19 protein-coding genes and 1 tRNA gene are annotated in these 20,173 nt (G+C 59.6%); 8 read left to right on the top strand and 12 right to left on the bottom strand.

All coding sequences use genetic code 11. From position 1 onward, the window contains the following. The first annotated feature begins 145 nt into the window (after positions 1–145). Together pyrF and MUY21_RS15525 are read left to right on the top strand one after the other, a co-directional pair. Positions 146–865, top strand: a complete 720-nt coding sequence (gene pyrF, locus MUY21_RS15530) for an orotidine-5'-phosphate decarboxylase (RefSeq protein WP_248411203.1) — start codon at positions 146–148, stop codon at positions 863–865. A gap of 157 nt (positions 866–1,022) precedes the next feature. Continuing rightward, positions 1,023–1,751, top strand: coding sequence for a hypothetical protein (locus tag MUY21_RS15525; protein WP_248411202.1), 729 nt, complete (start codon positions 1,023–1,025; stop codon positions 1,749–1,751). Positions 1,752–1,772: 21 nt separating this feature from the next. Here the strand turns inward: MUY21_RS15525 and MUY21_RS15520 are convergent, their stop codons facing one another. The 3 genes from MUY21_RS15520 to MUY21_RS15510 are packed head-to-tail and all read right to left on the bottom strand — an operon-like array spanning position 1,773 to position 3,415. After that, positions 1,773–2,042: a hypothetical protein gene (locus MUY21_RS15520; protein WP_248411201.1), complete on the bottom strand. Its 270-nt coding sequence runs from the start codon at positions 2,040–2,042 to the stop codon at positions 1,773–1,775. Continuing rightward, positions 2,042–2,929, bottom strand: coding sequence for an SPFH domain-containing protein (locus tag MUY21_RS15515; RefSeq protein WP_248411200.1), 888 nt, complete (start codon positions 2,927–2,929; stop codon positions 2,042–2,044). Before MUY21_RS15515 ends, MUY21_RS15520 begins: the two co-directional genes overlap by 1 nt. Positions 2,930–2,941: 12 nt before the next feature. Then, positions 2,942–3,415, bottom strand: a complete 474-nt coding sequence (locus MUY21_RS15510; protein ID WP_248411199.1) for an NUDIX hydrolase — start codon at positions 3,413–3,415, stop codon at positions 2,942–2,944. 61 nt (positions 3,416–3,476) lie between these two features. Between MUY21_RS15510 and MUY21_RS15505 the strand changes: the two genes are divergently transcribed. Continuing rightward, positions 3,477–4,730 carry a DNA polymerase IV gene (locus tag MUY21_RS15505; RefSeq protein ID WP_248411198.1) on the top strand — a complete coding sequence of 418 codons (1,254 nt, stop codon included), beginning with the start codon at positions 3,477–3,479 and terminating at the stop codon, positions 4,728–4,730. A 2-nt stretch (positions 4,731–4,732) separates the two neighbouring features. Here the strand turns inward: MUY21_RS15505 and MUY21_RS15500 are convergent, their stop codons facing one another. Beyond that, positions 4,733–5,593 carry an N-formylglutamate amidohydrolase gene (locus MUY21_RS15500; protein WP_248411197.1) on the bottom strand — a complete coding sequence of 287 codons (861 nt, stop codon included), beginning with the start codon at positions 5,591–5,593 and terminating at the stop codon, positions 4,733–4,735. A 166-nt stretch (positions 5,594–5,759) separates the two neighbouring features. Here MUY21_RS15500 and MUY21_RS15495 point away from each other — a divergent pair. Further along, positions 5,760–5,834 (top strand) — tRNA-Val (locus tag MUY21_RS15495). Positions 5,835–5,915: 81 nt separating this feature from the next. Beyond that, positions 5,916–6,041, top strand: coding sequence for a type B 50S ribosomal protein L36 (gene ykgO, locus MUY21_RS15490; RefSeq protein WP_005850168.1), 126 nt, complete (start codon positions 5,916–5,918; stop codon positions 6,039–6,041). 127 nt (positions 6,042–6,168) lie between these two features. Here the strand turns inward: ykgO and MUY21_RS15485 are convergent, their stop codons facing one another. From MUY21_RS15485 to MUY21_RS15450, 8 genes are all read right to left on the bottom strand, one after another. After that, entirely contained in the window at positions 6,169–7,647 is a 1,479-nt protein-coding gene (locus MUY21_RS15485) for a peptidoglycan-binding domain-containing protein (protein ID WP_248411196.1), read from the bottom strand. 139 nt (positions 7,648–7,786) lie between these two features. Further along, positions 7,787–8,986, bottom strand: a complete 1,200-nt coding sequence (locus tag MUY21_RS15480) for a phenylacetate--CoA ligase family protein (protein WP_248411195.1) — start codon at positions 8,984–8,986, stop codon at positions 7,787–7,789. Between the two features lie 66 nt (positions 8,987–9,052). Then, the gene (locus tag MUY21_RS15475) at positions 9,053–9,901 is read right to left on the bottom strand and encodes an ABC transporter ATP-binding protein (protein WP_248411194.1); all 849 of its coding nucleotides are present in this window, start codon (positions 9,899–9,901) and stop codon (positions 9,053–9,055) included. A gap of 77 nt (positions 9,902–9,978) precedes the next feature. After that, positions 9,979–11,265, bottom strand: a complete 1,287-nt coding sequence (locus tag MUY21_RS15470) for an ABC transporter substrate-binding protein (RefSeq protein ID WP_248411193.1) — start codon at positions 11,263–11,265, stop codon at positions 9,979–9,981. A gap of 110 nt (positions 11,266–11,375) precedes the next feature. After that, the gene (locus MUY21_RS15465; protein WP_248411192.1) at positions 11,376–12,452 is read right to left on the bottom strand and encodes a branched-chain amino acid ABC transporter permease; all 1,077 of its coding nucleotides are present in this window, start codon (positions 12,450–12,452) and stop codon (positions 11,376–11,378) included. 3 nt (positions 12,453–12,455) lie between these two features. After that, positions 12,456–13,442 (bottom strand): branched-chain amino acid ABC transporter permease, encoded by a 987-nt coding sequence (locus tag MUY21_RS15460; RefSeq protein ID WP_248411191.1) that lies wholly within the window; start codon positions 13,440–13,442, stop codon positions 12,456–12,458. A 9-nt stretch (positions 13,443–13,451) separates the two neighbouring features. After that, positions 13,452–14,282 (bottom strand): ABC transporter ATP-binding protein, encoded by an 831-nt coding sequence (locus MUY21_RS15455; protein ID WP_248411190.1) that lies wholly within the window; start codon positions 14,280–14,282, stop codon positions 13,452–13,454. Beyond that, positions 14,279–16,444 (bottom strand): AMP-binding protein, encoded by a 2,166-nt coding sequence (locus MUY21_RS15450; RefSeq protein WP_248411189.1) that lies wholly within the window; start codon positions 16,442–16,444, stop codon positions 14,279–14,281. Before MUY21_RS15450 ends, MUY21_RS15455 begins: the two co-directional genes overlap by 4 nt. Before the next feature lie 215 nt (positions 16,445–16,659). On the opposite strand from MUY21_RS15450, the gene MUY21_RS15445 reads away from it, so the two are divergent. The 3 genes from MUY21_RS15445 (at position 16,660) to MUY21_RS15435 (ending at position 20,131) form a co-directional block, all read left to right on the top strand. Further along, a complete protein-coding gene (locus tag MUY21_RS15445; RefSeq protein ID WP_248411188.1) occupies positions 16,660–18,582 on the top strand; it encodes a PAS-domain containing protein in 1,923 nt (640 codons plus the stop codon). After that, entirely contained in the window at positions 18,579–19,280 is a 702-nt protein-coding gene (locus tag MUY21_RS15440) for a response regulator transcription factor (protein WP_191287550.1), read from the top strand. The genes MUY21_RS15445 and MUY21_RS15440 overlap by 4 nt, the downstream gene beginning before the upstream one ends. Positions 19,281–19,363: 83 nt before the next feature. After that, the gene (locus MUY21_RS15435) at positions 19,364–20,131 is read left to right on the top strand and encodes a VOC family protein (RefSeq protein ID WP_248411187.1); all 768 of its coding nucleotides are present in this window, start codon (positions 19,364–19,366) and stop codon (positions 20,129–20,131) included. Positions 20,132–20,173 lie beyond the last annotated feature (42 nt).

Below are 20,173 nucleotides of genomic sequence, written 5' to 3'. Positions count from 1 at the left end.
TGGGAACGGGTCGGAAAAATGCAAGACAGCCTTCGTGCATCTGTGCCGGAATCCGCACACCTATCCCCGTGGATCACGCCCATTTGCCTTTGTGCCAATCTGTGTTTAGGACAAGCCAACCGCGCCGCAAAAAAAGGAGCCTTCCATGTCCGATGACCGCCTGATCTTTGCCCTTGATGTCCCAAACGCACTGGACGGACTGCAGCTGGCCGGGACGCTGGGGGATGCGGTCAGTTTCTACAAGATCGGACTGGGCATGTTGACCGGGGGTGGGCTGGCGCTGGCCAACGAGCTGAAAGGCGAACACGGCAAGCGCATCTTTCTGGACATGAAGCTGTTCGACATCGGCAACACGATCGAAGCCGCCGTGCGGGGGCTTGCACAGTTTGATCTGGATTTTCTGACCGTCCACGGCGACCCCAACGTGGTGCGCGCCGCACAGGAAGGCAAAGGGGCCAGCGACATGAAGATCCTTGCCGTAACCATCCTGACCTCGCTGGACCGCGGTGATCTGGACGCGGCACTGATCAAACAGGGTAAGGTGCAGGATCTGGTGCTGGAACGCGCCGCCCGCGCGCTGGAGGCAGGCGCCGATGGCGTCATCGCCTCGCCGCAAGAGGCAAGGCTGATCCGCGCCCTTCCCGAAGCGGAAGGCAAGCTGATCGTCACCCCTGGCGTACGCCCGGCAGGCACCGACCATGGCGACCAGAAACGAACTGCCACCCCCGCGCAGGCGATTGCCGATGGCGCGGATCACGTGGTGGTGGGGCGTCCCATCCGCCACGCAAAAGACCCCAGGGCTGCCGCTCAGGCGATCATCGCCGAACTGAACTCGCCACAAGCGCGGCGGGCCAATCGCGGCTGATCGGCGGGGGTTTCACGTCACGCTCTTGCAATCGTGAGGCCACGACCCGCCCTGCCGCCTTGCGCAGCAGGGGCAATCTTTCGATCATGGGGGCGAAGTGCATACCGGACAGCACATTCAGCCAGGACCGCTGGTCCAGTCATTCGCGAGGTGCCCCATGCCCGAAACACGCCCCAACCCGGATATGTCGACCGTTCTGCGGCTCAGGCGGGCCATTGGCGCCATCGGGCTGACGCTTCCCTTTGTGCTGCTCACAAATGTTTACCTGTTCGACATTCCGATGCAGGAGTCGATTTCGGATTTCTTCTATACGGAACTGCGCGAGGTTTTCGTGTCGGCCGCCGCCGGTGTCGGTCTGTTCCTGGTGGCGTACGAGGGATATTGCCGGGAACCCGACGAGATCCTGTCCGACCGCGTGATCTCGTCCGTCGCGGGGGTTGCCATCTTCGCGACAGCCTTCGTGCCGACGCTGTGTGATCGCGAAAGCTGTTATTTTCCCCCGGCGCTGTTTGACCGGCTGATCCCGCCGTCGATGGATCAGATCCAGCAGAACATACATTTCTCGGCGGCGGGGCTGTTTCTGGTGTTCATGTCCATCACCTCGATCCGGCTGTTCACCCGCTGCACGGCGGACAACCCCGGACCGCACAAGAAACGACGCAATCAGTGCTATCAAATTTTCGGCTGGACCATCCTGGCGATGGTAATCCTGATCGGCGTGGTCAAGATTTTCCTGCCCGACCTTGGCAAGGCCTGGGACGCCACGTGGTCTTTCACCTTCTGGGCGGAAAGCGTCGCATTGTGGGCGCTGGGGCTGAGTTGGCTGTTGAAAGGCGGCACCATGGCCGAGCAGATGCCTTTTCTGTTCGAGGCCGAAGCCGCATAGGCCCGGCCCCGGCCGTCATTGTCACAGCTCGTTGATGTCGATGTCGATACGCTTGGACTGCCCTTTGCGCACGCCGATCACGCGGCGCAGCACCAGCCAGGTCACCAGTGAGATCGCGGCAAACAGCACCAGAATCCATGGCAGGCTTGGGGTAACGCCGATCAGCAACAACAGGCCGATGGCAGCGGCCCCGACCGCAAACCCCACGAATATGAAGCCGGGGGCCAGCATTTCAAGAATGCCAAGCGCGATGGCCCCTGCGATCCAAACCCACCATGTGGCCCACAGCATTACGGTTTCCCCTTCAACAGTTTGAACGCATCGCCAAACGCGTCCAGCGCATTGGCCGGCAGGATGATGGTCTGCTTGCCTTCGCCCTCGCCGACAGCGGTCAAAGCTTCGACCTGTTTCAACGCGACCTGGTATTGCGCGGCCTCTAGCCCATTCTCGGCGATGGCTTTGGCGACAACCTGTGTTGCATAGGCCTCGGCATCCGCCGAAATCCGGCGCGCCTTGGCGGTTTGCTCGGCGGCATACAGTTCGGCATCGGCAGCCAGTTCAACCGCGCGGCGCTTCCCCTCGGCTTCCGTCACCTGCGCGCGACGCGCCCGTTCGGCGTTCAATTGCTGCAGCATCGCCTCACGTGTGGCGTTGTCCAGGTTCACGTCCAGTATTTCGGCCCGCGTCACCTCGATCCCCCAATCATCCACCGCATCCGCGACCTGCTGCTTGATCTTCGCGATCAGTTGCTGGCGGTTTGACTGAACCTCGTCCAGTTCCATTTCGCCTATGCCCGACCGAACGATCCCCGCAACCGTTGTCGAAATCGCGGCATCCACATCGCGGATGCGATAGACGGTCTTTTCGGGTTCAAGAATGCGATAGAACACGCTGGTGTCGACCTGCACCAGCACGTTGTCCGAGGTAATCGCGTCCTGGCTGGCGGTGGGCAACTGGCGTTCCAGTATAGACACACGATGGCGCACCCGATCCAGGAATGGCACGATGAAGTTGATCCCCGGCCCCAGAACCGATTGCAACCGCCCAAACCGTTCGACGACGAATTTCTGACTCTGCGGCACGATCTTGACGCCCAGAAGGACGACAATGATCAGGAACACCGCCAACAACAGCAATACGCTGTTGCCGCCAAGCAGGTCTGCGGGGATGTCATTCATGGAAAGACCCTTTCACTGTCCAGATTTGATCGGAGGATGATCTGATTTGAGGTCTTGTTCAACCGCATGTTGCGCCAGCCCTCTCAAAGCAGCGCGTAAACGGGATTTGAAATGCGCTATGGCTTGCGGATGCGCCAGCCAGTCATCGGGCGTCATCAATGCCCAGCATTGCCCTTCGTCGCCCAAAGATATGTCATTCGCCCGGTGAGCAGGCAGAGCCGCCGCAAACCACCAGGATGTGGTTCCAGGCACCGACGGGCTATCGAGCTCGGTTCGCCAGATCAGATCATCCGGGGACAGAGTTAAGGAAAGCTCTTCTTGCGTTTCACGCAACACGCATTGTTCAGGGGTTTCCCCTTTGTCGCGCCCGCCACCGGGAAAATCCCACATCCCGGGAAATGGAATACCGGCCGTGTCGTCACGAAAGATTGTCGCCACCCGACCGCCCACCAACAGAACCAGTTTTGCGCCGCTAAATTCGTGCATCACATCCTCGCCCGAACAGTCTAGTATTTGAGCCGCCGTTTTACATCGGATAAAACACCTCATGCCCGCCCTATGCCGAGACTGCCTGACCCAATTCGATGACGCTCGCCGCTGCCCGTCCTGCCGCAGCCCGCGGGTCATTGCGCATCCCGAGCTGTTTGACCTGACCATCGCCCATATGGATTGCGATGCCTTTTATGCGTCGGTGGAAAAGCGCGACAATCCAGATTTGGCAGACAAGCCGGTAATCATCGGCGGCGGCAAGCGCGGGGTGGTATCGACCGCCTGCTATGTGGCGCGTATCCGGGGGGTGCGCTCGGCGATGCCGATGTTTCAGGCGCTGAAGCTGTGCCCGGATGCCGTGGTGATCCGACCGCGCGGCAGTCACTATGCCGCCGTTTCCAAAGAAATCCGCGCCATGATGGACGAGCTGTCGCCCTCGATCGAACCCTTGTCGCTGGACGAGGCGTTTCTGGACATGACCGGCACCGCGAAACTGCACGGCGCGCCGCCTGCGGTGATGCTGGCCCGGCTGGTCAAACGGATGCAGGACGAACTGGGGCTGACCGGGTCCATCGGGCTGAGCCACAACAAGTTTCTGGCCAAAGTGGCGTCAGACCTCGACAAGCCGCGCGGGTTTTCGGTGATCGGCAAGGCAGAAACGGCCCGGTTTCTGCATGACAAACCTGTCGGCTTGATCTGGGGCGTGGGTGGGGTCAGTCAGGCGGCGTTGGAGAAGGCGGGTATTCGCACCTTCGCCGACCTTCTGCGCTGGGAAAAGACGGACCTGATCGCGCGGTTTGGCGGCATGGGGGAGCGGCTTTGGCATCTGGCACGCGGCGAGGATAAACGGCGGGTATCGGCCCACGCGCCGGTCAAGTCGATCTCGAACGAGACCACTTTTTTTGAAGATACCTCGGACCTTGACCTGCTGGATGGTCACCTGTGGCGCCTGTCGGAAAAAGTATCGGACCGCGCCAAGGCCCGTGATCTAGCCGGGCGTGTGGTCACGCTGAAACTGAAACGCGCCGACTTTCGGGCGCTGAGCCGCCAAAGCAATCTGGGCGACGTGACGCAGTCGGCGGACCGGATCTATCGCACCGTTCGCACATTGCTGGACACGGTTGCCGACCAAGGACCCTTTCGCCTGATCGGTGTGGGGTTGAGCCATCTTGGAACAGCCGACAACGCCGACCTCTGCGACGATCTGCTGGACCCCCATGCCGCCAAACGGCGCGCGGCGGAACGGGCGACGGACAAGATCCGCGCCCGGTTCGGGCATGACAGCATCGCCAAGGGTCGCGGGATCCGCTGAACCTATTCGGCGGCCAGGGCGCTTTCGCTGCGTCCGATCTCGGCAATCTCGGCAATGACCGATACAAGGCGTGCGCGCACCTGCGCAAAATCGGCATTCGGACTCACCATGGTTTCATCAAGATATAGCGCACGGTCGATCTCGACCTGCACCACATGCTGCCCACGCGACGGGCGCCCGTAATGCTGCGCCATATAGGCGCCCGAAAACGGGGTGTTGCGCGCGGTTTCAAACCCGGCACGCACGAAAGCCGCCTCGACCCGGTCAACGATGGACGAGGCCGAGGATGCCCCGAACCGGTCGCCCAGAACGATTTCGGGGCAGCGTTTCGCCCCTTTGCAAAGGTTTGTCACGGCCTCATGCGGCATTGAATGGCAGTCGATCAGGATTGCCGCGCCAAACATCGCATGGCTGCGATCCAGAAGCGTCTGCAACGCGGTGTGATAGGGATGCCAATGCGTTGCCAGGCGCGTTTGCGCGTCGCCCAGCGTCATCTTGCCCCGATAAATAGCCCGCCCACCGGCCACGACGCGCGGAATGACACCCAAACCGGACGAGACACGCGGATTGTGGTCAACCCGGCGCAGCCCGCTGATCAGGGCTGGGTCCAGTTCTTCCGGCCCGCGGTTCAGATCGACATAGGCGCGGGGCGTGTTCGCCACCAGAAACGGCGCACCATGATCGGGTGCAACCGCATAAAGCTGATCGACATAGGCATCTTCCGATGAACGAACTGTCCGTTCGTCCAGCACGCTGCTTTGCAGGAACGAGGCCGGGTATTCGCGCCCCGAATGCGGCGAGGCAAACACCACCGAGGTCGTATGCGCTTTCGGCAATGTCAGCGTAAATGGGGGTGTCGACATTCAAAGCCCTTTGTGCCTTTTCCACAATGTATGTTATGGCAAATAATCTCTCGTCAAAAGGCCTTGCGCACGGGCACGACTCCTTTTATAGAACCGCGAACCGGCGCGGGTTTTCCCGCGTCGCGTTTTTTGGATCGGTCTTTCAGGCTGGTTCGGGAAGATTTCCGGGCGATTAGCTCAGCGGTAGAGCACTTCGTTGACATCGAAGGGGTCACTGGTTCGATCCCAGTATCGCCCACCATGAACCGCCAGATGGCTGCAAGGTCAAATGGCATAATGTAGCTTAGGCGCAACCGCAGCGCCGCGTTGAAGGAGAAGGAACATGAAAGTTCGCAACTCGCTCCGCTCGCTGAAAAACCGCCACCGCGATTGCCGCGTGGTGCGCCGGAAAGGCCGCGTTTACGTGATCAACAAAACGCAACGCCGGTTCAAAGCCCGTCAGGGCTGAACATATCAGCAGCGTTATCGAAAAGGCCGCCCAGTGGGCGGCTTTTTTGTTGCATCCAGTGGCGCAGCCTGTCGAAGACGCGACGGCGACGGAGGGATCAACCCCACCGCGCCGTCGTCCGCCAGATTCAGAAGTTCACGAGGATCCGCGCCAGGGTGATCTGGTCGACATATCCCGTCACTGCCATACCACGACTTTTCTGGTACTGGCGCAACGCCTTGCGGGTCTTCTTGTTGAACTTGCCATCGACCGCACCAGGGTCCAATCCAAGACTGGCCAGCCGCTGTTCAACGATCAACCGAAGTGGTCCGTTCTTTAGCAATGCCTGCTCCGAGGCTGCCAAAGCCTTCCGCTCGGTTTCGCGCACCTGAGCCTGTTTCAGCTCGTCGATCCGGGCCTTCGCCACATCCGCGAAATAGCCCTTGGGATGTTTCTTCAAATACGCCTCATAGGCCTGAACCGTATCTTTGTCCTTCGCGACCTTCCAGCGTTCACGCTCGGCCTTGCCGGCCTTGTCGCCATCGCTGCGCTGCAACTTGGCAAGCGCCGCGTTTGCTTCATCTGCATGCAACCCGTCGGGATACTGCTTCAGATACGCCAAAAGTCCCTTGGCGGTCCCGTCCTTCCCGGTCACATCCCAATAGGCGTGATCCTGCTGTGCCTGCTCGACGGCTCGTTTACGCGCAGCATCCTCTAGTTCCGCCGCCCGTTTCGCGGCCTGGCGCCCCAGAACTTTCACCTGCACGTCATTGACATATCCCGTGGGGTCAAAACCCTGATCTTCCTGCCAATCCGCGATTGCCGCGCGCGTAACCCGGCCAAAGATCCCGTCGATCCCGCCGGGGTTGTGATCCAGAATTGTCAAATCGCGTTGCACATCCCGACGCTGGGTCCGGGTCAGGCGCAACGCCGCTTCGGCCTGTTCCGCCTCGCTCATCTCACCCATCGTGAACGGGGCACTGTCCAGAACATCCCCAAATGGCTCGATTTTGGGATACTGATCCCGCAGCGCGCTGCGCATTTTCGCGTCGGGGACCAATGCAATCTTGTCGACAAACTCTTCAAGCGACTCGGTCGGGCCGATCAGTACGCCGACCCCATCCGGCACGTCTGGGTCCGCGATCCCGGCGCGCAGGCTTTCGTCCAATTCGATCTCGTCGCCCAGCGGGGCCAGCAGCACGAGGGCGTGCTCCGGCGACCCGTCAACGCTGCGCAGGATCGCACTGAGCGGAACACCCACGCTGCCCACCGACAGGTCGTTCATCTCATCGGCATAACGTGTCAACAGCCAGCTTTCATGCTCTGTCGTCACGAAACGACCTGCCATGAAGACCAGCACACGGTTTGCACCTTCGGCTTCCTCACGAAAATCTTCAACCGTTTCCCAACTGTCTGGCGCCCCTTCGGAGCGGATGTCGAACACACGGAAGCCTTCATCTTCAAGCGGGCGTTTCAGATCGTCCGCCGCGTCAACCTCATCTGTATCTTCAAGATAGCGATAGTCGTTGTTCACAATCATCAACGCCGCATCTTTGGCGGCAGCGCCGCCGGCAACCCCGCACAGCAAAGCCGCCGCAGCGACTGTGGCTTGAAACCAATTGGACATATGCACCTCCTGTTTCAGACGACAACGCGCAAGCGTCTGATTGGTTCATTTTGGAGCATATCGAACCGTGCTCAACGAAAAAACCTGCCGGTTGGAAAACCGGCAGGGAACGGGCTTAACACGGTTTCGGTCCTTGCGGTCAGTCGTACACGCGCTGGTCGTCGATCACGATCCCATCGTTGGGCAGGCTGCCGGGTGCGACAAGTTCGATCCGGCCTTTCAGCTTCAAGGTTTCGGCCACCGATCTGGCATAGGCATCGGCGTCACCACCACTGGATTCGACTTTTACGGTCATCGCGTCCATCTCGCCCTCGCGGGTCGCGATGACGCGGGCCTTCGACACTTCGGCATGTTTGGCCACGAAGTCGGCGACCTGTTCGGGGCGCACGAACATGCCCTTGATCTTCGCGGTCTGATCTGCACGGCCCATCCAGCCCTTGATGCGCATGTTGGTGCGGCCACACGGGCTGGCGCCGGGCATCACCGCCGACAGATCGCCGGTCGCAAAGCGGATCAAGGGGTAATCCGGGTTTAACGTGGTCACGACCACTTCGCCCACCTCGCCATCCGCCACCGGGTCGCCGGTGCCCGGGCGCACAATTTCAACAATCACGCCTTCATCAACGATCATGCCTTCCATCGCCTCGCTTTCATAAGCGATGTTGCCAAGATCAGCCGTTGCATAGCTTTGCAGGCAAGTGACACCGCGATCGGCGTATTCCTGACGCAGGCTGGGGAACAATGCTCCACCGCCAACAGCAGCCTTGGTGATCTTCAGTTTCACACCGTCGGCATCCGCGCGGTCCAGAATGATCTTCAGATAATCCGGCGTGCCCGCATAGGCCGTGGTGCCAATATCTGCGGCCGCTCGAACCTGCAGTTCTGTTTGTCCGACGCCAGCCGGCAGCACCGAGGCTCCAACCGCTTGCGCGCCGTTCTCGAAAATCATACCCGCAGGGGTCAGGTGATATCCAAAGCAGTTTTGAACAATGTCGTCCTTGCCAATCCCGCAAGCATGTAAAAACCGCCCCATGCGCCACCAATCATGGCTGACACCGCCGGGTTCATAGATCGGGCCGGGTGACTGAAAGATGTGGGCGGGTTTCTTGACGGCAAAACCTCCGAACGGCGGATTTTCCTTCTGCCATTTGCTCAGCTCAGACTTTCGCAAAACCGGATATTTCGCCAGATCCGAAAGCGAGGCAATCTCGGGCCCATCCAGTTGACAGGCGTTCTTTGCAGCACGCGCGCGCGCGATCTGTGCGCGGAGGCCATCAATCAGTGCGCTTGCTCGTTCATCCTGCGAACGGGTTTCCAGCGCGTCAAAATACTTGGACATGAGTGACCTCTTGTCATCGCCGGCATGCACCGGCCCTACGTTGCATTTATCGGTCTGTGGGTGGCGTCAGGCCAGCCAACGCTTGCGGCGGCGATACGACCGCACATCGCGGAAACTCTTGCGGCCCTCGTCCGACATACCGAGATAAAATTCCTTAACGTCCGGGTTTTCGCGCAATTCTGCGGCGGGACCGTCCATCACGACGCGCCCGTTCTCCAGAATATAGCCGTAATGCGCATAACGCAGCGCGACGTTGGTGTTCTGCTCTGCCAGCAGGAAGGTCACGCCCTCTTGTTCGTTCACCTTCTTCACGATCTCGAAGATCTGTTCGACCAGTTGTGGCGCAAGGCCCATGGAGGGTTCATCCAGCAGGATCATATCGGGGCGCGACATCAGCGCGCGGCCCATCGCGACCATCTGCTGTTCCCCGCCCGAGGTATAGCCCGCCTGGCTTTTGCGCCGCTCTTTCAGGCGCGGGAAATAGTCATACACCATCTCAAGATCAGCGTTGATCGCCGCCTTTCCGTCAGTGCGGGTATAGGCACCGGTCAGCAGGTTTTCCTCAACGGTCAGGTGTTCGAAACAGTGGCGGCCTTCCATCACCTGAATGACACCACGCTTGACCAGAGCCGAGGGGTTCAGCTCGGCGACATTCTCATTCTTGTGCAGAATGGACCCTTTTGTGACTTCACCCCGCTCCGATTGCAGCAGGTTGGAAATCGCCTTCAGCGTGGTCGTCTTGCCCGCACCATTACCGCCGAGAATGGCAGTGATGCTGCCCGTGGGCACGTTCAGGCTGACGCCCTTCAACACAAGGATCACGTGATTATAGATCACCTCGATATTGTTGACCTCAAGAATGTTTTCGCCCGCATTCCTTGCGGTCTTTTCTGCGGTCTTTGCGGCGTCCAGCATATCGGTCGTCCTGTTCGTGTTCGTTGTTCGGGGATCGTCCGGGCCGATTGGCCCGAACGACAATGCTTACACGCAGATCAGTTGCAGCGCGGTTCGATGTTGTTCTCGGCGGCATAGGCGGCCGAGTCTTCTTCGATCAACGGCTGGATCACTTCCATATCCGACGGACCGAAGTCCGAGATCAAAGACCATGTGCCAGCAGCAGCATCCCATTGCTGGATCGCACCAGTGCCCGGGCCACCGTGGTTTTCGCAGGTTACGGTGAAGGTCGGGCCGAAGCCGGGCATACCCAGTTCCGCCATCCGCTCTTCGGTGATTTCCAGGGCTTCCATACCGTCGCGCATCATTGACGAGGTGATGTCAGGCGTGCCGTGGATTTCCTGAGCCGTGCGGGCGGCTTCTGCCAGCAACATCGCGGCATAGACACCACGGTTATAGATGGCCTTGCCGATGTTGTCGCCATTGCCAGCCGCCTTGCCTGCATCCACAACATATTTCTGGATATCGTCGAAGACAGGATAGTCCGAGCCAACACCATGGAAGGTCACAGCCTTGTATCCCGTGGCCGCATCGCCAGCCGGGGCTACATCATGATCGCCACCAGACCACCAGACGCCGATGAAGTTTTCCATCGGGAAACGGATGTTTGCGGCTTCCTGAATGGCAACCTGGTTCATCACGCCCCAGCCGTACATGATTACGAAATCCGGGCGCTCGCGGCGAATTTGCAGCCACTGGGCCTTTTGTTCCTGACCGGGGTGATCCACGGGAATCGTCATGAATTCGAAACCGTGCTTTTCCGACAGCTCTTCCAGCGTGCGGATCGGTTCCTTGCCATAGGCCGAGTTGTGATAGACCAGCGCGATTTTCTTGCCGGTCAGGTCGCCGCCGCCGACCTCTTTCAGGTGGTTCACCGCCAGCGACGCCGCGTTCCAGTAGTTGGCGGGGAAGTTGAACACATGGCTGAACACCTTGCCGTTGGCAGCCGAGGTCCGGCCATAGCCCGGCGTGTAAAGCGGGATGTCATCTGCGGTCACTTTCGGAATCAGCTGATAGGTGATGCCCGTCGACAGCGGGTTATAGGCTAGCGCGCCCTGACCTTTCGTCGCCTCATAGCATTCCACACCTTTTTCCGTGTTATAGGCCGTTTCACATTCCGGCGCCGAGGTCATGACACCGCCGATGCCACCATCCCGTTCGTTCAGTAGCGTGAAATAATCCGCAAAGCCGTCCGCATAGGGAATACCGCCCGCCGCGTAAGGCCCCGTCCGATAGCTGAGCGAGGGGAACACCAGGTCCGCCAGGACCGGGGTCGCCACCATAAGAGCCGTCACACTGGCTGCTGCGAGTTTCGTATATTTCATTTGCTTCCTCCCTAGATTAGCAAATTTCTGTGCCCGTTATGGGTCACGTTGCTTGGATCCCCCAGACCGCCTCCTCGTTGGTGCGGGGAAATGAGTTGATTGCGCGGGCCCTAGTGTGGGAAGGGCCACAGGCGCAGTTTTTCTTTCGTCAGGCGCCACAGTTGCGCCAGTCCGTGCGGCTCGACGATCAGGAACAGGACGATCAAACCACCCACGATCATGAACTCGAAATGTGCCGCCAGATCGGTCGGCCAGCCCATGCCGCCCACCAACACGTTCTTCAAAAACACTGGCATCAGCACCATGAAGGCCGCGCCGGCGAACGATCCGAAGATCGAGCCAAGGCCACCAATGATGATCATGAACAGGATCAGGAACGACTTGTTGATACCAAACGCCTCACCAGCCTCGGCAGCGCCAAGATAGACCGCGAAGAACAGCGCGCCTGCAATGCCGACAAAGAAGGATGACACCGCAAAGGCGGACATCTTGGCCATCAGCGGGTTCACCCCGATGATCTCGGCCGCGATGTCCATGTCGCGGATACCCATCCATTTGCGCCCCATCATGCCGCGCGTCAGGTTGCGCGCCACCCAGGCCAGCACCACAACGAACACAAGGCAGATCATGTATTTCGCCCAGGCTTCGGTGTTGGGACCGGTGACGATCACCCCGAAAACCGACCGTTCGGGCGCGTTGATCTGCCCCGACGCCGAATAGTTGTAAAACCACGGCACCTTGTTGAACAGCCAGACAAGGAAGAACTGCGCCGCCAGCGTGGCGACCGCCAGGTAAAACCCCTTGATGCGCAGCGACGGCAGTCCGAAGGCCACACCCACGATGGCGGTGATCCCACCGGCCAGGATGATGTGAATGACGATGCTGACCTCGGGAAAGCCGGTCATCAGCTTGTAGCAGGCATACGCCCCCACAGCCATGAAGCCCCCGGTGCCCAACGATACCTGCCCGGCATAGCCCGTCAGGATGTTCAGACCCAGCGCCGCAATGGCATAGATCAGAAACGGTGCGAACACGGCATTGACCCAGTAGTCATTGATGAAGAACGGGACGACAAGGAACGCCACAAACATCAGGATGTAGTAACCCATACGATCAAGGCGGATCGGGAAGGTTTGACTGTCGTCACGATAGGACGTTTTGAAGTCACCTGCTTCGCGGTAAAACATGGATCAGACCCTCTCGATGATTTTTTCGCCAAACAGGCCTTGGGGCCTGAAGATCAGGAAAACTAGTGCCAGCACATAGGCGAACCAGTTCTGAGTCGCGCCGCCGATCATGGGACCGATGGCAAACTCGAACAATTGCTCGCCCACGCCGATGATCAGGCCACCGACGATTGCGCCGGGGATCGAAGTAAAGCCGCCCAGCATCAACACCGGCAAAGCCTTCAGCGCGATCAGCGACAGGCTGAACTGCACGCCCGACTTGGCGCCCCACATGATGCCCGCAACCAGCGCCACGAAACCCGCAATCGACCAGACCAGCACCCAGATGAAGCGCAGCGAGATGCCAACCGACAATGCTGCCGAGTGATCGTCCGCCACGGCACGCAACGCCCGGCCCTGCTTGGTGTATTGCGAGAAGATCACCAGCGAGGTCACAAGAAGCGCCGCCACGATTGCCGCCACAATATCCAGGTTGTCGATGAAGAAACCGTAACCGAACCAGTTGTAAGTCGCCTCATCAATCGCGAGGTTCATCCCTTGCGGCAGTCCGACATCAAGCTTCTTGATGTCCGACCCCCACATGATGTCGCCAAACCCTTCCATGAAGTAGGCAAGACCAATGGTCGCCATGAACAGAATGATGTCGGGCTGCCCGATCAGGTGCTGAAGGATGTATTTCTCGACCAGATAGGCGAACAAGACCATCACGCCCGCGGCCAGTAAGATCGCGATGATCGACGGCACGTGCCAAGGGAAGTGGTGGATCTCGGTCCCGAAAACCGCGTTGATCAGGTGACTGAATGGCACCTGGCCTTGTTGAATACCCACCAGCGTCAGGGCTGCGAACAGCGCCATCACACCTTGAGCATAGTTGAAGATGCCGGAGGCCTTGAAAATCAAGACAAACCCCAGCGCGACCAGCGCATAAAGCACCCCGGCCATCAGGCCGTTCAGGGTGACTTCCATCGCAAAGAGAAGTTGTTCAGGCATAAGTCCCCCTTAATCGTGTGCCACGCCAAGATAGGCGTCGATCACATCCTGGTTGTTGCGCACCTCGTCCGGCGTGCCGTCCCCGATTTTCTTTCCGTAATCCATCACGACCACGCGGTCGGACAGGTCCATCACAACGCCCATATCGTGTTCGATCAGAGCAATCGTGGTGCCAAATTCGTCATTCATATCAAGGATGAAGCGCGACATGTCCTCTTTTTCCTCGACGTTCATGCCGGCCATGGGTTCATCCAGCAGCAGAAGCGAGGGTTGCGCCGCCAACGCCCGCGCCAGTTCGACGCGCTTTTTCAGACCGTAAGGCAGACGACCCACGGGCGTCTTGCGGATGTGCTGGATTTCCAGAAAGTCGATGACCTTCTCGCAAATCTCGCGGTTCGCAATCTCTTCCCGTTCGGCCTTGCCCTTCCAGATGGCCTGCTGAAACAGGTTCGCTTTCATGTGGTTCAATCGGCCGGTCATGATGTTGTCCAGAACGGTCATCCCGTCAAACAAGGCGATGTTCTGGAAGGTCCGGGCCAGACCTTGGCGCGCGACCTGATAGGGTTTCATCGGCGGGCGTTTCGAGCCGCGGAACCAAACCTCGCCTTCCTGTGGCTTGTAGAACCCGGAAATCACATTCAGCATCGAGGATTTGCCAGCCCCGTTCGGGCCGATAATCGCGCGAATTTCGCCTTCGCGGATGTCGAAGCTGATGTCTTTGATTGCCACAACACCACCAAAGCGCAGGGTGATGTTTTTCAGGTCCATCACAACCCCGCCAATGGTGCGGCCGTCTGCCGTGACATAGCTGTCGGCGTTCATGTCGGTTGCTGTCGTCATTCTGCCGCCATCTCCTGCTTGTTGTCCACCACGGCCGCATCGCGAATTTCCAGCGTGGCCTTGATCGAGCCCTTCCGGCCATCCTCATAGGTGACTTCGGTTTCGATGAATTGTTCGGACTTCCCGCCATACAGCGCGTCGATCAGCGGGGCGTATTTCTCCTCGACAATCTTGCGGCGCACCTTCCGCGTGCGGGTCATTTCTCCGTCATCGGCATCCAGTTCCTTGTGCAGGACCAGGAAGCGGTGAATCTGGCATCCGGACAGCATTTCGTCCTCGGCCACCGATTTATTGACGGTCTCAACATGTTCCTGAATGGTATCCAGCACTTTCGGGTGGCCGGCCAGTTCCTGATAGGAGGCATAGGCCACGTTGTTGCGCTCGGCCCAGTTGCCCACGGCGGTCAGGTCGATATTGATGAAGGCCGTGCACATGTTGCGCTCGTTGCCGAACACCACGGCCTCAAGAATGTCGGGATAGAACTTCAGCTTGTTCTCGACATATTTCGGCGCGAACAGGCGACCATCGGCCATCTTGCCCACGTCCTTGGCGCGGTCAATGATGCGCAGATGGCCGTTTTGCTTGTCGAAGAACCCCGCATCACCGGTGGCGACCCAACCTTCGGGATCCTTGGTGTCGGCGGTGCTTTCGGGGTTGTTGTAATACTCGACGAATGTGCCGGGGCTGCGATAGAAGATCTCGCCCGTATCTGACAGCTTGATCTCGACGCCCGGGGCGGGCACGCCAACGGTATCGTTGCGCACTTCGCCATCCGGTTGCACGGTGATGAACACCGTTGCTTCGGTCTGGCCGTAAAGCTGTTTCAGGTTGATCCCCATCGAGCGGTAGAACTCGAAAATCTCGGGACCGATAGCCTCACCGGCGGTATAACCGACGCGGATGCGGCCAAACCCAAGCGTGTCCTTCAGCGGGCCATAGACCAGCACGTCGCCCAAACGATACTTGAAATAATCATGCGCGTTACCGCGATAGAGCTTCAGACCGATCGGATCCTTGGCCTTGAAATGCTTGCGCACATCTTTGCCGTAACGCAGCTTGGCTAAGCCCAGACGGATCACGTTTTCAACAATGGTCTCGGCGGCAAAGCCGATCCCCATCGCATAGCGGAAGCCATGGCGGATCTTCTGCTCAAGCGTTTTCTTCTGGGTCGTGACCTTGCGGCGCGGCATGCCGTATTTCTCACCCGCACCTTTCTTGGCAAAATCCATGAAATGGTGGAACAGCGCGTATTTCAGATCGCCGCTGTCTTCCATGCGGATCATCACGTTGGTCAACTGCGTTTCAAACACACGCGGCGGGGCGAAGTAATAGGTCGGACCGATCTCGCGCAGGTCGGTCATCATGGTTTCGGCGCTTTCGGGGCAGTTCACGCAGAACCCGCACCACATCGCCTGCCCCAGCGAGAAGATGAAATCCCCGACCCAGGCCATCGGCAGATAGGCCAGGATATCCTCGTTCACGCCCAGATTATCGAATTCCGACGAATTCTTGGCGCTTTCAATGATGTTGCGGTTTGACAGGACCACGCCTTTCGGGCGCCCGGTGGTGCCTGACGTGTACAGCATGACGCAGGTGCTGTCATAATCCAGCTCGGCCTCGCGCGCCGCCATCTCGCCTTGCAGGCGGGAATGGGCCGCATGACCTTCTTCCTGAATGTCGTGATACCAGTGCAGATGGCTGTGGTCGTATTTGCGCAGGCCGCGCTTGTCGTAATAGACGACATGCTCGATGTGATGGATCTTTTCCTGCACCTCGATGACCTTGTCGACCTGTTCCTGGTCGCCACAGACCACGAACCGCGCGCCGCAATGCTCCAGCACATATTCCATCTCTTCGACGACAGCGTCCTGATAGAGAGGCACCGGAACCGCACCAACTTTCTGCGCGGCAACCATCGCCCAGTAATGGGCCGGACGGTTGCGCCCGATGATGGCAACGTGATCGCCACGATCAATGCCCAGCGCCAGAAGGCCAAGGGCGAGCTTTTCGATTTCCTCGGCTGCCTCGGCCCAGGTCCAGCTCTGCCAGATGCCAAATTCTTTTTCGCGATAGGCCGGGCGATTTCCATACGTCTTCACATTCCGCGCAAGAAGCGCGGGAATGGACGCAAAGTCGCCTGCTGCGGCTAGTTCCTGTGACAAATTTTCCTCCCACCGTCGGTACGGGCGACATTCCCAAGCGCAAAGCGAATCCCGCCATGCAACCCTGACTTAAAAAACCTCGTCGTCAAAGGTTTCGGCACTTTTTCGCAATCCTAACGAATTGTTACACGACCCGTTTCCCGCCCAGCTGCGCGGCGAAATGCCTTTTCACGCGGCGTCTCAGGTGCTAGCGAAAACAGCAACAGGAGGCGCTGTTGCCAACCAATTCGACCGAAATCTCGACCCTGACACAGGCCGGCCTGAACCTTATTCAGCAGGCCCTTTCGATCTATGATCGCAAGTTGCGGCTGGTTGTGGGAAACCGCCAGTTTCAGCAGATGTTCGACCTGCCCGACCATCTGGTGGCACGCGGTGCAAAATTCTCCGAAACAATCCGGTTTCTGGCCGAACGCGGGGATTATGGTGCGGTTGGGGATATCGACGCGTTCGTCACCTCACGCGTTCAGCAGGCCATGGCTTTCGAACCCCACTACATGGAACGCACGCGCGCCAATGGTCGGGTCATCTCGGTCGAAGGGCACCCGCTGTCGCAGGGCGGCTGGGTGACGGTCTATACCGACATCACGCCCATCAAGCGGCAAGAGGCGCTGTTGCGCGCCCGATCCGAAGAGCTGTCCGACCAGGTGCTGGCCTATACCGAGGAATTGACCCAGACCAACCGTGCGCTGGCCTCGGCAAACTCGGCGCTGGAAGAAACCAAACGCGAGCTGACCGAGATGGAAAGCCGCACCCGCCTGACGGCCGAGATGATGCCCGCCCATATCGCGCGTATTGACCGTGATCGTCGCTATACATTCTCGAACCGCAGGCTGGGGGATGTGATGCCGGGACGGCCCACGGATCTGGTCGGCCTGCATGCAAGCGAAGCCCTGGGCGACGAGTTCTACAGCCGCATCTCGCCCTATTTCGCCCGTGCCTTCACCGGTGAACCCAGCGTGTTCGAACTGGTTGACGACGCCTCGGGCCGACGCATCCGGGTGGCCCTGACCCCCGATCACGATGAAGACGAAATCACCGGCGTCTATATCCTGTCCATGGACATCACACAGGAGGCACAGGCCCGCGCCGCCCTGGCGCAGACCCGCAAGCGTGAACTGGCGGCACAACTGACGTCCGGCGTGGCCCATGATTTTTCAAATCTGCTGACCATCATCCTTGGGCTGCAAAGCCGTCTGGCGCAGATGCCGCTGGGTGACGAGGCCCAGAAGATGGTCACAGCCACGACTGCCGCGGTGCGCCGGGGGGGCACGCTTCTGGACCGGATCGCCTCGATCTCGGGGCGGCGCGAGCTGCATGTCGAACCCACCCTCGTGCCCGACATGCTGCGCGGGCTGGAAACGCTGGCGCGGTCGACCCTGCCCGACGGGATCACACTTCGGATCGAAGTGACGGACCTTGACGACCCGATCATCATGGATGCCGGCGCCGTGCAGGACGGGATCCTGAACCTGATCCTCAACGCGACCCACGCCATAGGCGCAGGACCGGGCAGCATCAACCTGACCGCGCGCCCCATCCGGGAAACCTGGGTCGAATTTCGCGTTACCGATACCGGTCCCGGCTTTGCCCCCGAAGCTCTGGAACACGCGCTGGACCCGTTCTTCACCACCAAGGGCGGCGAAGGGTCCGGTCTGGGCCTGTCCATGGTCTATGACCAGACGAAGGTCGCGGGCGGGCAGTTGAAGCTGTTCAACGCGCCCGACACGGGCGGGGCTGTCGTATCGATGCGCCTGCCTTTGCGCAAACCGCTGCAACCCATTTCACCGCGCCTTGTTCTGCTGATCGAAGACAACGAGGATATTCGCACCTCGGTCCGCGAAATGCTGACCGCCATGGGCCATCAGGTGATCGAAGCCACATCTGCCGAAGAGGCGCTGGGCCTGGTCGATCTGGACGGGCTTGGCCTGATCCTCAGCGATGTGATGCTGGAAGGAGCGCAAACCGGGCCGGAGTTCCTGAAAGGGTTGCGCGCAGCGGGCATAGATGTCCCTATGCTGGTCATGACATCGCTTCCCCCAGACGATCCACGCCGTGCCGAAGCCGGGTTTCCGGTTCTGCCCAAGCCCTTCACCCAAGGCGAGCTTGCCACATTCCTGTCTGACGAGGTCCGCGTATGACCCAGCCCCTGGTCGCCATCCTTGACGACGAACCCGAAATCCGCCGGATGCTGTCTGATGCGCTTGAGGATGCAGGCTTTCGCACCGCCAGCTTCGCCCGCGCGACCGAGTTCGAAGCCGCCCTGAACGCGATGCGCCCCGATGTCTGTCTTGTCGACCTTGGCCTGCCGGATCGCGACGGGCTGACACTGGTGCACCGTCTGGCCTTGGAAAGCGGCGCGTCGGTGATCATCATCTCGGGCCGCACGCAGGTGCAGGACCGGGTCACGGGGCTGGAATTGGGGGCGGATGACTACATCGTCAAACCGTTCGAACCGTCCGAGGTCGTCGCCCGTGTCCGCGCCCGCCTGCGCAGCCCGAAATCAGGGGTGAAGTCATCCCAAACCGCACGTTTCAACGGCTGGACCGCCCATTTCGACCGCTACATCCTTGAAGACGACAGCGGCGAAGAAACGGCCTTTTCCCATGCCGAAGGCGAGGTGCTGCGCCTGTTCCTTGACGCCCCGAAACGCCTGATTTCCCGCGCGCAGATGCAGGAAACGCTGGGCGGTGTCGCCGGCGAAAGCTTCGACCGCGCCATGGACGTCCGCATCTCGCGCCTGCGCACGAAGCTGAAAGAAGACCCCAAGAATCCACGCCTGATCAAGACGATCTATGGGGCGGGATATATTTTTCTGGGGGATGTGAAGTGGGGGTGAGTTGATGTCGGCTTAGCGGAACGAAGCCTTCGGCAAGATGGTTCGCTATGTCAAGAAGCTCAAAGATGTCAGGAGGTGAGGCAATGACTTGGTCAAAAGCAGGTCAAATCGTGTGGCACGATCTCTTCACATCGGACAGAGAGCGTTCGATGGAGTTCTATAAGCGGGTCGCCAACTGGACATATCAGGTTGAGCGGGCAACGGACTTTGCCTGGGGCGGCGGTGAAAAGGAATTCGTTCTTGCCTTATCCGGTGACGAAGCCGGCGCCGGCTTTGCCGAAACACCATCGCACCAGGAAAACGGCTGGATCGCTTACATCGAGGTTCCCGACGTTGATGCAGCTGTGCAACGCGTCGACGCGCTCGGAGGAAGCATCATGCGGCAGCCGTTCGAAGTGCCGGGCGTCGGGCGAAACGCGCTTGTTCGCGATCCGCTCGGCGCGCTTCTAGGGATTTCGCTGTCACGGCACAGCTACCCTGTGCCGCGCCGACAGTTCGGTCCTGACGTGTACGTCAGCCACGGAGACGATTTCCCCGAGTTGTTCTACGCTGAGCTTTTTGGGTGGAGGGTCTCCCCCGAGCAGCGCATGGAAGGCCGCAATATCCACGGTCCTTCGGGCAATCTGGTCGCGGTCCGGCACAGTGCGACATGGCCCTCGGGTGCAAAGGCAGCTTGGGTACCGTGCATCAAAGCCACTCCAGTATCGGATGGACGCCGCGTTGCAGAAGCCAACGGCGCACGCCCTGCATTTGAAGATGTCAATAAGACAGTTCAAGTCAAGACCATCATCCTTCTTGATCCGAACGGCGCGCCTTTTGCTCTCGACGTCGAGCAGACAAGCATCTTCTAAACACGTGTGATTTCCACATCCGAGCAGCAGAGCGGACGTTTG

Origin of the sequence: Aliiroseovarius sp. S2029 (genome assembly GCF_023195575.1) — a bacterium.
GTDB classification, from domain to species: Bacteria; Pseudomonadota; Alphaproteobacteria; order Rhodobacterales; family Rhodobacteraceae; genus Aliiroseovarius; species Aliiroseovarius zhejiangensis.
Note: the sequence above shows the minus strand (reverse complement) of the source record. Positions and strands in the feature narration are given on the sequence as shown.

What these genes read in the sequence shown, in the direction of transcription:
- MUY21_RS15480 (WP_248411195.1), bottom strand. Translation starts at nt 8,986, where the DNA reads ATGTCCAAGTATTTTGACGCGCTGGAAACCCGTTCGCAGGATGAACGA.
- ykgO (WP_005850168.1), top strand. Translation starts at nt 5,916, where the DNA reads ATGAAAGTTCGCAACTCGCTCCGCTCGCTGAAAAACCGCCACCGCGAT.
- MUY21_RS15475 (WP_248411194.1), bottom strand. Translation starts at nt 9,901, where the DNA reads ATGCTGGACGCCGCAAAGACCGCAGAAAAGACCGCAAGGAATGCGGGC.
- MUY21_RS15460 (WP_248411191.1), bottom strand. Translation starts at nt 13,442, where the DNA reads ATGCCTGAACAACTTCTCTTTGCGATGGAAGTCACCCTGAACGGCCTG.
- MUY21_RS15455 (WP_248411190.1), bottom strand. Translation starts at nt 14,282, where the DNA reads ATGACGACAGCAACCGACATGAACGCCGACAGCTATGTCACGGCAGAC.
- MUY21_RS15465 (WP_248411192.1), bottom strand. Translation starts at nt 12,452, where the DNA reads ATGTTTTACCGCGAAGCAGGTGACTTCAAAACGTCCTATCGTGACGAC.
- MUY21_RS15515 (WP_248411200.1), bottom strand. Translation starts at nt 2,929, where the DNA reads ATGAATGACATCCCCGCAGACCTGCTTGGCGGCAACAGCGTATTGCTG.
- MUY21_RS15510 (WP_248411199.1), bottom strand. Translation starts at nt 3,415, where the DNA reads ATGCACGAATTTAGCGGCGCAAAACTGGTTCTGTTGGTGGGCGGTCGG.
- MUY21_RS15500 (WP_248411197.1), bottom strand. Translation starts at nt 5,593, where the DNA reads ATGTCGACACCCCCATTTACGCTGACATTGCCGAAAGCGCATACGACC.
- MUY21_RS15435 (WP_248411187.1), top strand. Translation starts at nt 19,364, where the DNA reads ATGACTTGGTCAAAAGCAGGTCAAATCGTGTGGCACGATCTCTTCACA.
- pyrF (WP_248411203.1), top strand. Translation starts at nt 146, where the DNA reads ATGTCCGATGACCGCCTGATCTTTGCCCTTGATGTCCCAAACGCACTG.
- MUY21_RS15520 (WP_248411201.1), bottom strand. Translation starts at nt 2,042, where the DNA reads ATGCTGTGGGCCACATGGTGGGTTTGGATCGCAGGGGCCATCGCGCTT.
- MUY21_RS15505 (WP_248411198.1), top strand. Translation starts at nt 3,477, where the DNA reads ATGCCCGCCCTATGCCGAGACTGCCTGACCCAATTCGATGACGCTCGC.
- MUY21_RS15440 (WP_191287550.1), top strand. Translation starts at nt 18,579, where the DNA reads ATGACCCAGCCCCTGGTCGCCATCCTTGACGACGAACCCGAAATCCGC.
- MUY21_RS15470 (WP_248411193.1), bottom strand. Translation starts at nt 11,265, where the DNA reads ATGAAATATACGAAACTCGCAGCAGCCAGTGTGACGGCTCTTATGGTG.
- MUY21_RS15485 (WP_248411196.1), bottom strand. Translation starts at nt 7,647, where the DNA reads ATGTCCAATTGGTTTCAAGCCACAGTCGCTGCGGCGGCTTTGCTGTGC.
- MUY21_RS15525 (WP_248411202.1), top strand. Translation starts at nt 1,023, where the DNA reads ATGCCCGAAACACGCCCCAACCCGGATATGTCGACCGTTCTGCGGCTC.